The 13,779-nt window shown below is 67.1% G+C and carries 4 protein-coding genes; all 4 read right to left on the reverse strand.

Annotated features, from left to right (window positions below):
* Positions 1–6: 6 nt before the first annotated feature.
* A complete protein-coding gene (locus tag AC1D1T_RS13895; RefSeq protein ID WP_477992007.1) occupies positions 7–2,973 on the reverse strand; it encodes a hypothetical protein in 2,967 nt (988 codons plus the stop codon).
* 507 nt (positions 2,974–3,480) lie between these two features.
* Positions 3,481–3,954, reverse strand: a complete 474-nt coding sequence (locus AC1D1T_RS13900) for a hypothetical protein (protein WP_477829002.1) — start codon at positions 3,952–3,954, stop codon at positions 3,481–3,483.
* The gene (locus AC1D1T_RS13905) at positions 3,944–5,302 is read right to left on the reverse strand and encodes an HlyD family type I secretion periplasmic adaptor subunit (RefSeq protein WP_477992008.1); all 1,359 of its coding nucleotides are present in this window, start codon (positions 5,300–5,302) and stop codon (positions 3,944–3,946) included. Before AC1D1T_RS13905 ends, AC1D1T_RS13900 begins: the two co-directional genes overlap by 11 nt.
* On the reverse strand, positions 5,299–13,095 hold the full coding sequence (locus AC1D1T_RS13910; RefSeq protein ID WP_477992009.1) for a calcium-binding protein: 7,797 nt from the start codon (positions 13,093–13,095) through the stop codon (positions 5,299–5,301). The genes AC1D1T_RS13905 and AC1D1T_RS13910 overlap by 4 nt, the downstream gene beginning before the upstream one ends.
* Positions 13,096–13,779: the final 684 nt, after the last annotated feature.

The following is a 13,779-nucleotide window of genomic DNA, read 5'->3' on the forward strand; positions in this document are numbered from 1 at the left end:
CGCCGTTCAACGCAGGCGTTCCACCGCGGCGGAAGCACCGGTGCGCCCAGCGGAGGTTGCCTTCACCCGCGGAGCCAGCGCCTGCGGCACCGGGATGACGAGCAGTGCGTTCTCGCCCGCCACAAACACCGTCCTGCCATCGGGCGAGATGTTCATCCTCGGCTCCGACAAGCAGTTGAGCACCACCAGGCACGCGAAATCGCTCAACGGGACGCTGCCCAGCACCGGAAGCGCCGGCAGGCTGGTCTGCGTGGAGGGCGCTCCGCCGGCGTCGAAGACAGTGAGGTACGGCGTGCGAGTGTCACCGGTTCCGTTGATCGGAAACACGTAGCGGTAGACGCGCCCGCCATCCGGCGACAGCACCGTCGATTGCTCCACCCATTTGGGCAACGGGTCGCTCGCCCGCCCCACGGCCGCGAAGTCCGCGTCGTAGACGACGGCATTGACCATCATCCGGCTGCCCGTCTCGTCGACACCGTTGTCGGCGCCGCCGAGAGATCCCACAGCGGCCGGCGCAAGGCGCCAGGTGCCGCTCGACTGGTCGCCGTAGCTGATCGTGTTTCCAAGATCGACCTGTCCGATCAGCAGGCGCTCGCCATTGCGCGACACCTCCATCGGTCCACCGTGCAGCCCCGGTACGTCGAAGGCGCGGGATGCCAGGTGGAAGCGCGTGGGGCCCTTCTGGCTGACCGACCCGATCCACACCCGGCCGTCGTCGGTGAAGGGCAAGCCATGGCCGGTACTCGACCCGGGCGAGTTGATGATCGCCGTGCCGACCGGATGGCTGCTGGTCACGGTGAAGGCCACCGGGTCGACCAGGTGCAGCGTCCCCTTGCTCTCCACCACCACCAGCCAGCTTCCATCGGGGCTCATGCCGATGTCGAACGGGGCCGTGAAGGCGAGCCGGTCGGACACCCAGCCCGACGAGGTTTCGCGCGCACGCTGCACGACACCCAGGGTCGGGTTCGCGAGGAAGACGAGGCCGTGGATCGGGTCGTAGACCAGGGAGGTCGGTTGCCCCCCGGTCGCGACCTTGCCGGCCGCGTGCACCGGCGCATCCACCACGCGCAGCACGCCGGACGCGGTGGCGGCACCGAGCGCATTCGAGAGGGCGATCGCCCTGTCGCCCGCGCTCATCATCGGCAGGGTCACGTTGATCGCGGTCGGGCTGACCACGGCGACGCTCTGCGGCGTGATGCCGGTGATCGACAGGCGCGCCACCGGGTCGCCCAGGTGATCGAAGCCACGCCCGCGCACGATCAGCGTACCGGCTCGACCGGTGCGCCATGCGGCCGGCCCCACACCCAGCACCTCGGGCAGCTCGTTGCGCAGCACCACCTGCGCCGTCACCGGCGTCAGCGCGCTGCCGGCGGCCGCGCCCACCGCGTTCGCCTGGATCGTGATGCCGGCCTTCAGGTCGGTGAACGCGGGCAGGGCCAGCACCTGGGCCAGGTCCGCTTCGTAGGTCAGCGGCGTCGTCAGGTCGCCGCTGCTGCGCGTGAGCCGCAGCCACGGGACCGAGGAGACAGCGGTCCACGACGCCGCCGCGACGCCGTTCCCGACCACCGGAACGCTGCCGGCCAGCGCCGCCGGCGTCGACTCGGCACCGATCACCAGCGTCTGCGGCACCGGCGTCGCGAGACCGGAGCCGACCGTGAGCGCCACCGGCACGACGACGGGCCGGCTCGGGTAGGCTGGCTTCAGAGTCAGCGTGGCGTAGTAGCTGCCCTTCGCCAGGCCGAGTGCCTGCGCCGTCACCTGCAGGCCGGTGCCCGGCAGGACCGAAGTGCTCAGCCAGCCCTTCGCCGAGCCGCTGTACTCGATGGCGACAGCGACATCCGGATTCCAGCTCGGCGGGGTCATCGGCAGCGTCTGCGTCGTGCTCGCACCTTCCGCCGCCGACAGGTTCRGGCTCTTCACCGTTGTCGAGAACGGCTGATCGCCCCCCGCAGGCGGCCTCACCACATACGACAGCCTGATCGTGGCGCTGCCGCTCTTCAGCTGGTCGTCCCGGACGCTGAACATGTCGTCGTAGGTGCCGGACGGCAGCGAGTCCGCGACCACGTCGAATCCCGTCGGGGTGATGTTCGACAGGTGCAGCCAGGATTGGGCCTCGGCATTGAAATGCAGATTCAGGAAAACGGTGGATGCGCCCGGCGGCAAGGTCAGGATGCCGACATGCGCGACCGCCGGCTGCCCGCTGACGGCCTGCAGCGTCAACTCGGTGGTGTCGAGCTGCAGGGTGCGCACGCCGACGGTTTCGGTCACGGTCAGCACGCGCTGGTAGCTGCCTGCCGTCAAGGTCAGGTGCGTGGTGTAGGTGCCGGGCTCGCGCGCCGGTGTGTTGACGCGCAGGCCGGTGGCACTGCGCTGGTCGACGGTCACGGCGGCATCGTCGGTGCTGACGGCGTACTCCGACACGTCCGGCGGCAACGCCACCGCGACTTGGCTGGACCGCGGCAGCCCGGCGCTGTTGGCCACGGCCAAGGCCGAGGGTGTGAGGCGGATGCCCGGACGCACGACGATCTGGTAGGCCAGCGTGGCGGGCGACCCCGTGAAGTGGCGGCTGCAGGTGGGATCCGAGCACACCAGCAGCAGCAGCGTTCCGGTATAGGTGCCGGGTGTCAGCGCGGGATTGGGAAAGATGCGGACGGTCGCATCCTGGTTGCTCGTGACCCGGATCTCGGAGCGATCGATGGCGGGATCCGGCAGGTGGTTCGGCGTGTCGACGCCGACGTAGATCTTGCCGCCCGGCGTGCCGAACGATCGCGCCTGCACGACACCCTGCGGCACCTCGCTGCCGACATCCCAGGCCAGGTCGATGCTGGTACGGTCGTAGGTCACCGAGAACGGACCGCTGTCGCCGACACCGCCGCCCCCGCCCCCGCCGCAGGACGCCAGCAGCGCGACGCCGCAGGCGAGCGACAAGTACACCGCCAGCCGCTCGGCTGCCGTACGCAGGCACTTCAACATCACCCCTCCTCGCCCGAGCGTGGCGCCGGGCTCCCTCGTTGGATTCATGGTTCTCGGCGCGCCCCTCAGCACGCCGCCCGGCATTCTAGACAGGCTCAGCGCTCGCGCGCGGCCTGCGGCACTCCCTGCTTCACAGGCGACTCATGAGCGCGATCGGAGCCACCGSCAGCAGGACCGAGAGAACGATCGCCCCGAGGGGTCGCAGCGTCCGGGGCTTCTGATGGAACGCGCCAACGAGCACCATGCACGCCACGGCCAGTCCAGGTAGCGCGAGAGCGAATGTCGGCAGCCAGTAGGCCGCAGAGACTCCCTCGTGAACCGCCCGACCTGCCAGAAAAAAGACTGCGCCGAAACTGACGAGCGGGACCAGTGCAAGACACACGAGAAGCCCGCACTGGACGGACAAGGCTTGCCGCCCGGCCCAGACCATGAAGAGCCCATTGAGGGCGATGTATACGATCAGGAATGCGATGGGTGCCATTGAATTCATGCCGAAGGAGACGACGACTACCACTTGCAGGAACTGAGGAACGGTTCCGCTTCCTTGGCTTGAGCGTTGTTCCAGATGGGCATCCCCGAACTCTCCCGCACAAAGATCTCGTCGTGTCCCCCGTCGCTCGCACGCGCCAGGTTGCGGCCTTTCCACGTGAATCGTTGCGGTCGATCGTCTGTCGGTTGAGGCGCGCAGGCGAGTTCGAAGTCGGGACACTCATTCAGCAACAGTGCCCCGTCAACGATGACGCCGGCAACGAGTCCCTCGCGATTTCTTGACTGCGTGGCATGACTCCATTCTCCGCACACGCGAGAGCCCACTTGATGCAAGCGCAGCACGTGAGTCTTGCTATGGAACGTGCCTTCGAAGGGTTCAGCCGCCGCGACAACGACCGGCAGGAGAAGACCGACGGCCAGGATTGATGCGCGACGACATGCGGCACGCGAAAGCGCCGTCGTCCATGACTCACGCTCCAGGTCACCGCTCACGAGCAGCCTCCTGCCCCAGCTTGCGCACTGGCGACAGCAGGTACTCGATGACCGACCGCCGCCCCTGCTGCACCTCGGCCGTGATCGCCATGCCTGGGTTCAGCGCCAGCCGTTCGCCGGTCGCCATGCTCTGCAGCTGGTGCGTGTCGATCTGCACGACGGCGCGGTAGTTCAGCGGCGGCTGACCGGGCTGCGCCGGCTGCTGCTTCGGATCGACCGCGTCGGCACTCACCAGCATCACGCGCCCGTCGAGCAGGCCGTATTTCTGGAACGGGTAGGCGGCCACCTTCACCTTGACCGGCTGCCCCACGCTGACGAAGCCGACGTCTTCGTTGCGCAATTGCACCTCGGCCTGCAGCGGCTCGTCCTGCGGCACGATGGTCATCAGCAGCGCACCCGCCGACACCACCGCGCCGCGCGTCGTCGTCGCCAGGTCCTTCACGATGCCGGCGTTCGGCGCGCGGATCTCCAGTTGCCCGGCACGCACCGTGGACTTCTGCAGCTCCTGGTCGCTGCGGTTGAGCAGCGCCAGCGTGTCGATGCGCTCGTTCTCCAGCTGCGAGCGGTACTGCGAGCGCAGCGCCGCCAGCTTGCGCTCGGATTGCGCGACGGCCAGCGCGCCGCTCTGCACGTTGGCCGTCTGCACCTTCAGGTCCTGCTCGCGCTCGATGGCCTCGCGGCCCTTCTCGTTGGCGGCCAGCTCGCCGACGAAGCCCTCCTTCACCAGTTGCCGGTAGGCCTGGGCCGACTGCTGGTAGCTCGGCAGGGTCTGCGCGATCTTCGAGAGCTGCTGCTGCGCGGCCAGCAGGTCGGCCTGCGCGCGGGCCCGGGTCTGCTCCTCTTGCGCGATGCCGTCGAGGTAGGCCTGGCGGCGGGCGCGGAACTGCGCGTCGACCTGCGCATACAGCGCGGCCGGCTCGCCAAGGCCCGGCAGCAGCGGGCGGTCTGCCAGCTCGGCCTCGATGCGCCGCAGCGTCAGCTTCTTCAGCGCCACCTCGCGCCCCAGCGCCTCGGTGTCGGCCTGCGACGCCCGCGCGTCCATGCGCACCAGCAGTTGCCCCTCCTTCACCGCGTCGCCCTCCTTCACCAGGATGTCGGTGACGACACCGGCCTCGGCCGGCTGCACGACCTTGGTGAAGCTCACCGGCACGAGCCGGCCCTCGGCCGTCGCGATGATGTCGAGCTGCGCAAAAGCGGCCCAGGCCAGCAGCAGCCCGACCAGCGCCGCCACGGTGAGCAACAGCGCCCGCGGCAGGCGCGCCGGAGGCCGCTCCTGGATCGCCAGCAGGTCGGGCGCGAAGTCGAGGGCCTCGGGGCTCAGCCCCAACGTTGCCGACGCCGCGGTCACAGCAACGCCTTCCGCGGCTCCGTGCCACGCCACAACGCCCGGCCCGGCGCCGCCGTGAGCGCAGCCACCACCGCGTCGTCGTGCAGGCCGGTGTCCTGGCCCGTGATCAAGGTCGGCAAGGCCTGCGGCCGGCGCTCGCCGAGGGCCGTCTCCGCGTGCATCGCATCCCAGGGCGAGAGCAGCGCGAAGCGCCGCGTCGCCGGCATGGCCCGCTCGGTGGGTGTCGCGGTCGGTGCCGCCGTGGTGCCGACTGCCGACGCCGTCACCGGAACCCCCGTGCCGTCGGCCAGCTTGATCGTTTCGATCTTGTTGGCCGTGCCCACGTACCAGTTCGTGATCGTCAGCTTGTCGGACGTCACCCCGCTGATGCCCAGCACCAGGTTGTTGCCGCTGCGCGTCTGCGTCAGCTGCGCCGCGCTGATGCCGGTGCCGATCTCGATGCGGTCGCTGCCGCCCGCATCGGTGATCGTGTCCTGCCCGTCGCCACGGCCCCAGCGGTAGACGTCGTTCGACGTCGTGGAGTTGTCCGTCATCGTGTCGTTGCCGGCACCGCTGCTGTAGGTGTCGTTGCCCTCCAGGCCCTTCAGCGCGTTGACGCCCGCATTGCCGAACAGCAGGTTGTCCAGGCCGTTGCCGGTGCCATCGATCGCGTTGCCGTTGAGCAGCGTCAGGTTCTCGACGAAGTTGCCCAGCGTCCAGGTGATGGTGCTGTTCACCGTGTCGGTGCCGCCCCCGGTCAGCTCAGTGGTGGCCTCGTTGGCGGTGTCGACGTAGTAGGTGTCGTTGCCGGCGCCACCGGCCATGTTGTCGAGCCCGCCCTTGCCGTCGAGCACGTTGTTGCCGGCATTGCCGATCAGCGTGTTGGCCGCGCCGTTGCCAGTGGCCGTGGTGTTGCCGTTGCCGGTGAGCGTCAGGGCCTCGATGTTGTCCAGCAGCGAGTAGTTCACGCTGGCTTCGACGGTGTCGGTACCCCCGCCCGAGGCCTCGGTGATGCTGTCGAGCGCATCATCGACCACGTAGGTGTCGTTGCCCGCGCCGCCGATCAGCGTGTCCACGCCCTCCTTGCCGTCCAGGCGGTTCGCGCCGCTGTTGCCGGTGATCTTGTTGGACGCCGCATTGCCGGTGCCCGACAGGCCGCTGCTGCCGCCCAGCGTCAGGTTCTCGACATTGGCCGACAGGATGTAGCTGGCGGTCGATTGCACCGCGTCGAGCCCCTCGCCGGCGTTCTCGGTGATCGTGTCGCCGCTGTCGTCGACGACGTAGGTGTCATCGCCCGTCCCGCCTGCCATGTCGTCGACACCGGCGCCGCCATCCAGCTTGTCATTGCCTGCCCCGCCCAGCAGCCAATCGTTGCCGGCCTTGCCGTTGAGCTGGTCGTTGCCCGCCCCGCCGTCGAAGTAGTCGCTGTTGGCCGTGCCGTTCATCACGTCGTCGCCATCGGTGCCGGCCAGCGCGATGCGGATGCCCTGCGACACGTCCAGCGTGCTGCCATCCACAAAGCGGAAGGTCGACAGGCGACGCGGGTCGTCGAAGTAGTCGACGCCGATGGTCTCCGGCGCAGCGCCGCCGAGCACGTCGATCAGCAGCTTCGGCCCGAAGCGGCGGAAGCGCAGGTCACCGGCCGCGATGCCGGGGCCGAACTCGATGATGTTGCCGATCGAGGTGTCGAGGATCAGGTCGGCGCCCGAGATGTCACCGGCCGCGGCCACCACCGCATCGCCACGCTTGAAGACGTAGGTGTCGACCCCGGCGCCGCCCTGCAGGCTTTGCTCGCCGACGCCGCCTTCCAGCCGGTCGTTGAATTCGGTGCCGACCAGGACCCGGCCATTCACGTCGGGCAGGACCGTGAAGCTGCCGGCCCGCGCCACGAGTTGCGTCCAGTCCAGCACGGTGCCGTCGGTGAAGCGGAACGACTCGAACTTGCCCACGTCTGCATACCCGCTGCGCGGACGGTAGTCCTGGTTGTCGCCCGTGCTGCTGATGCGGATCTGGCCACCGCCCTGGTCCACCTCCAGGATCCGGTCGGAGGTAAGGCTGCCAGCCGCGTTGTAGGTGACAGCGCTCAGCTTCAGGTTCTCGGGCGTGATGCCGGCGCCGAACTCGATCACGTCGTTGCCACCGTACTCATAGATCAGATCCTTGCCATCGCCCCGGTCGAAATGGTAGGTGTTGTTGCCTTCCAGGCCGACCAGCGTGTCGTCACCCTTGCCGCCGGTGAGGCGGTTGGAGATGCCCAGCACGGTGCCACCGTCGGCGGCCGTCCAGGTGCCGGTGCTGAACAGCACCTCGCCGGCGGCCGAACCGATGACGGGCAGGTCGGCCATGCTGGCCGGCATCAGGGAGGACGCGCTGCGCACCGTTCCGTCGGCGAACGCGAAGGTCGGCAGGCTGTTAACCATGTTCGGGCGGATCGCCCGGCCGTCGAGTGCGTAGGAAATCGTGTCGCCCTGCGTGCCGTAGGTGAACGTGAGCGCCATGTTGGCTGCATAGACGTCGTTCGCGGGCACGGCGGTCAGTCCCACGAGCTTCAGGGACGACGCGGCCACGCCGGCCGCGAACGTGACACGCAAGGTTCCGTCGGCGGCAGCGCCATCGGCCAGGTACTGCGTTTGACGGAATAGGTCGTGGCCATCGCCCTGCGCGAACACAAAGTCGGCAGAGCGGGTGGATTCCAGCGAGAAGGTGTCGTCGCCCTGGCCGCCGACGATGGTGTCGACGGCGTCGCCCCAGCCGATGTTGTAGCCAAAAGTGTCGCTCCCGTCGCCGCCGTCAAGCCGCTCGCTGCCGTTGCTGCCAACCAATCGGTCGTCGCCCGCGTCGCCATAGAGGGACGATGAGCGGCCATCATCGTTGGCCGTTGCATTCAGGAGGTCGTTGCCATCGTCGCCATGCAGGACATCGGCTCCGCCATCGCCGGACAACCGATCGTTGCCGGCTCCGCCATGCAAGGTGTCGTCGCCATCCCCACCGAAAAGCTCGTCATCTCCACTGCCACCGTCCAGGACGTCATTGCCGCCCTGTCCCTGGAGCGTGTCGGCATCGTCACCGCCGTCGAGCAGGTCGTTGCCTGCGCCGCCGTACAGCCAATCCCTTCCTTCGTCGCCATACAGGCTGTCGTTCCCGTACCCGCCGACCAGTGTGTCGTTACCACCGAGGCCGTGGATGTCCTGCGGGCGCGTGCTGCTGCCGTTTCCGTCGATCCGGTCGTTGCCGGCGGTGCCGATCTCCGTGAACGGAAGATGCGCCGTGATCTCCCCGTCGCTCCACACCGTACCGTCGGCGAACTGGATGGCGCCGAGGCGACTTTGCGGACTCAGAGTGATCTGGTCTCCCGAGCCATAGCGCAGCACCAGGCCTCCGCCATCGTTGGCCAGCGTCAACTCGCTTTCATGCACATCGGCCAGCACGATGCGGTTGGTGCCGATCGTGGAGGCGTCCTCCAGCGTATCCACGCCATCGCCCTTGTGGAAGACGTAGGTGTCGCTGCCGGCACCGCCGACGAGCTGGTCGGATCCGGTGCCGCCTTCCAGCACGTCATCGCCGTTGCCTCCAGTGAGCGTGTCGTCACCGCTGCCACCTGCCAGCGTGTCGTTGCCGGCCCCGCCGCGGATCGCATCGTTGCCGCCCAGGGCATCGAGGGTGACGTTGCCGTCGCCAGGAACCTCGAACGTGTCATCACCCTGCGTCATCAGGTCTTGCAGGCCGACGAACGGAACGGTGCCGCGCTCGTACGACGTGCCGTCGGCGAAGGCGATCTGCTGGCGGCTCGCGTTGGTGAAGAACTGCTTCACCGTCAACTGGTCGCCGCTGCCCTGGAACATCACGAACAGGTCGGCACCGTTGCGGATGAAGCGCGCGGCGCCCACCGGCAGGGTGGCGTCGAATTCGATGCGATCGGTCTCGCCAGGGGTGCCTGCGGTGTCGTCCACGGTGTCGGTGCCGAAACCCGAGCTGAAGCGGTAGGTGTCGTTGCCACTGCCGCCCACCAGCGTTTCATTACCGCTGCCGGCCAGCAAACTGTCGTCACCTGCGCCGGCCTCGATGCGCCGCGAGGCCTCGCTGCCGACGATCACGTCGTGCACGTTGCTGCCCAACAGGGTTGCGCCCGCGCCGGTGCTCTCGACCAGCACACCCCGCGCCAGCAGCTCGTCCCAGGTCAGGACGCTGCCGTCGTCGAACTCGATTCGATCGAAGCTGCGGCCCACGGTGGCCAGCTGCGACACGCCTTTCTGGTCGAGCACCAGCGCGTCGCCGAACGAGCCCATGTCGAGCACCACGGCTCCGGTGTCCGCCTCGCGGCGCAGGCGCAGGTCTTCCGGCATGAAGTCTTCGCCCTGCAGCTGCAGCACGTTGTCCGCGCTGCGAGCCTCGGCGGCGACTGACACTGTGTCGCGCCCGTCCCCTTGCGAGAACTGCAGCGTCGTGCCTTGCGTGCTCGCAATGTCGAAGGTGTCATTGCCCATGCCACCGGACAGCACGGAGCCCTGAGCGTTCGCATCGGCGCGCAGGACATCGTTGTCGGCTCCGCCGATCAGGTGCTGGCCCGTGCCCGACGCGGTGAGGTCCTGCTGTCCGCGCAGCCATTGGCCGAGCGCGCGGGCAAGGCTCAACTCCTGCCCGTCCGCGACCTGGAAGGTCTGGACGGCCCCCTGCATCCCGCCCGTGATCAGGATGCCGCCCGCACCGATCCGCAGCACCAGGTCGGTCCCGTTCAGCGCAGCCTGTGCGGTGATCTCTCCACCCTCGATGACGATCTTGTTGCGACCCAGGTTGTCGACGATGGTGTCGACGACGGCGCCGTCGCTCAGATCGGATGCCCGCACGATGTAGGTGTCGTCCCCTGCACCGCCGGACAGGCCGTCGATGCCCGCGCCGCCGTCCAGCGTGTCGTTGCCGGCGCCGCCGAACAGCAAGTCGTCGCCTTCGCCGCCGTGCAGCTGGTCGTCGCCGTTGCCGCCGACCAGCGTGTCCTTGCCACGGCCGCCGTCGAGCTGGTCGTTGCCCGTCAGCGTGGAGACCACGGCGGTGCCATCCTCGTCCTCGCCCGACAACCAGTCATCGCCATCGCCACCGGTGAGCACGTCGTTGCCGCCGCCGCCCATCAGCGTGTCGTCGCCGGCACCGCCATCGAGCCGGTCGTTGCCGTGGATGCTGCCAGGCACCTTGTCGATCGTGTCGTCGCCCATCAACTGGTCATTGCCGGCGCCGCCGACCAGCGCGTCGTCGCGACCACCGCCGTAGAGACGGTCGTTACCGTCGCCGCCGTCGAGCTGGTCGTTGCCGTGTCCTTCGGCTGCCACGTAGGTGATCTCACCGTCACCGAACAGCACGTCGTCACCGGTGCCGCCTTTCAGCGCGTCGTCGAGCGCGCCACCGATCAGCGTGTCCTTGCCGGCGCCGCCGTCGAGGACGTCGTTGCCGGACCATTGCGCGGCAAGGCCGTATTCGTCGCCGTGCAATTCGTCGTTGTCGTCACCGCCGTTCAGCACGTCGGAGCCGCCGTTGCCCATCAGCACGTCGTTGCCGGCGCCGCCGTTGAGCAGGTCGTTGCCGTGCTGGCTGCCGTCCAGGCCCGTCTGCCCCTTGGACAGCCCGGTGATGCCATCGACCAGCGCCGTGCTGAGCCGCGACAGGTAGTCGCCGTACAGCAGATCGTTGCCGGCATCGCCGTTGAGGATGTCGTTGCCCTGGTAGCCGGCCACCACGTCGTTGTCAGCGCCCGCGAAGACCAGGTCGTCGCCACCACCGGCGTTGACCACGTCATCTCCCGCGCCGGTGTCGATCACGTCGCGCCCGGCGTATGCCGCCGTGCTGAAGCTGTCCAGCAGCCGCGTCTGCGGGTTCGGGTCGTTCGGGTCGTAGGCGTAGCCGCCGTTGCCGGTGTTACGGCTGCTGCCCTGGATCACCAGGTCGAAGCTGCCGGGCTCGTAGCCCAACTGCGCAGCGACGGACGCATACAGCGGGTTGCTCTCGGGCAGCACGCTCGTGCCCAGCGTGTCCTGCGCGAACGCCCGCAGGTCGATGTTGGCCAGCGGGTCGATGTAGCCGTACGGCAGCGACAGCCGATTCCCTGCACCGGCCGGGTTGCCCGTCCAGCCCTTGCTCGTGATGTACACCGCGTACTCGCCGGTGCTGACCGGCCCCAGGTCGCGCCAGCTGACGTGTTGGCCACCCTGGCCGTTGCGGTTCTCACCCTCCATCACTGTATCGGCCTGGCCGAGTTCGGCGAAGGACTTGAAGCCCGTGCCCATGTCGCCATCGCTGAGCACGATGTCGCGGCCCGCGCCGGTGATGATGCGGTCGTCGCCCTGGCCGCCGAAGACCAGGTCGTCGACGCTGCTGCCGACGATGAAGTCGTTGCCCTGGCCACCGTCGAGCAGCGGGGCTTCCTGCGCGGTGAGCAACGGCGTGCCCGCCAGGGCCTGCGCCTCGGTCTGCTCGACCACCGCGAACAGCCGGTCATCGCCGGCGCGGCCGACGATCTGCGTGGCGTTGAAGGAGGTGGGGCTGGTGGCGCTGCTGCCGAGCGATGCGCCCCCGGTCATCACGTCACTGCCCTTGCTGCCTTCGACGCGGTAGAAGCCGGCGGCGATGTTGGCGAAGGTGCTGGCCGCCTGGCCCGCGTGGCTCCAGTCCTTGTACTGCTGGAAGCCATCCACCGAGGCGAAGTCGGCGCTCGTGGGCGGTGCCGGCGGCACCACGGGCGGGGTCGCCACCGGGGCCGTGATGCCCAGGTCGCCGGATTGGAAATCCTTGATGACGACCGTGCTGCCCGAACCGGCCAGCGTCAACTCGGCGCGGTTGGCGTCGAGCATGTAGATGATCGGCGCCGAGGCCACCGACTCGTCGACCCACACCGTGACGCCGTTGGCGCTGGTCTTGATGGTGCCGGTGCCAGTCAGCGTGCGGCCTGCAAGCTTGAGCACGTCGGCGGCATCGCTGGAGAGGATCGTGTCGACGCCTTCGTTGGCGTTGACCTCGTAGGTATCGGCGCCTGCACCGCCGCTCAGTTGATCGTTGCCCACACCTCCGGACAGCCAGTCACCGCCGGCACCACCGAGTAGCGTGTCATTGCCCTTCTCACCGTACAGCGAATCGAAGTCGGCGTTGCCTTCGACATAGTCGTCGCCGTCGCCGGCGTTGATTTGATCCAAGCCGGCTCCGCCGTATAAGTGGTCGCTCAGCTTGCCACCGGTAATCAGATCACTTCCCTTGCCGCCGAAGGACACCCGTACACGAGCATCCTCGCCTGTGGCCGCGGAAGCGCCCGCATCTGCGACGTTCAACCTTGTTCTACCCCCTTGATCATCTATCAGTTCATACCAGTATGCGTTTGAACCTGTGCGACCAGTTCGGATCACCTCAGATGTGTACTCATTTTTATTGCGCTCGCCTAAATATCTAACTGAAGTCGCCAGATTTTCGAGATACGAATCGCTAAAGTTCAATCCATCCAATGCTCCCTGCTGACCACCGCTCGCCGCACGCAGAGCAACATCAGCGTTCCACAGATCCAGCTGACTCTGTCCATGTACAGACGTCAAGAAGGCAATGAGTGACGAATTCGTATCACTATCTTTCGCCGCCAGAATAATCGGCACACGAGCTTGAAGAGCAATGAACGAACCGTAGTTGGTGCGAGCCTGTTCTGCGGTCGGTGGGATGGGAAGGATGCGGAGTCCACCGCCGAATATGTCCGTTACGCCTGCAATACGCTTACTGAAATCCAGCAACTGCTGCTCGCTGGCCGTCTGAGTCAGCACCGGCGCTTCAGAAACGAAAAGTCGTGCCAATCCGTTGAGAAGGTCAACAGTTTCCCGAGATTGACGAGCAGAGCCTGCAAGATCAAAGAAGCGCCCAATATCTTTTCCAGCTAGCGTACGATCCATTCTCCCAATCAGGGTCGACGCAAAGACACTCCCCGCTGGATCTATATTGGCCGCTCCTGCCCCTCCAGTAAGCGAGTCCAGTCCTCTCCAAAAACTATCCGGCAGCCACTTACCTACCCATTCCGCCGCGGGAACACCAAATTTCTTATTTACATATTCTGCTGACAGTGCCAGCAAAGCCGACCCTAGGCCCGCACCTATCGAGGCACCCACCACCGTTCCTGGCCCAACAACGATTGCACTTCCAATCGCCCCACCGATAATTCCACCCACAAGCCCCAGCAATATCGAGAGCGCTCCTTCTCCTGCCTTTTCACCATCTCCGGAAGCTATGGCATCAAAGACCTTATATGTATCGAACGCTGGGCCAACATAGCTTCCCAGAGATGCCAGTCGCGATGTCATCAGTGCGTCATGTACAGCTATTCTTTGCGCCGAGGTCTTGGCTTCGTCAGAAAGCTCGAACACCGTTTTAGTCAAATCACTTTCGTAGGCACGCCAAACTCCTTCGAGATAGACATCCCCAGCCGCTACTGCGGCATTTCTCGCTGTGATTGCAGCCTCAACCGCCGCGGCATACTTCAGACG

Source organism: Rhizobacter sp. P2_H3, from assembly GCF_056403355.1.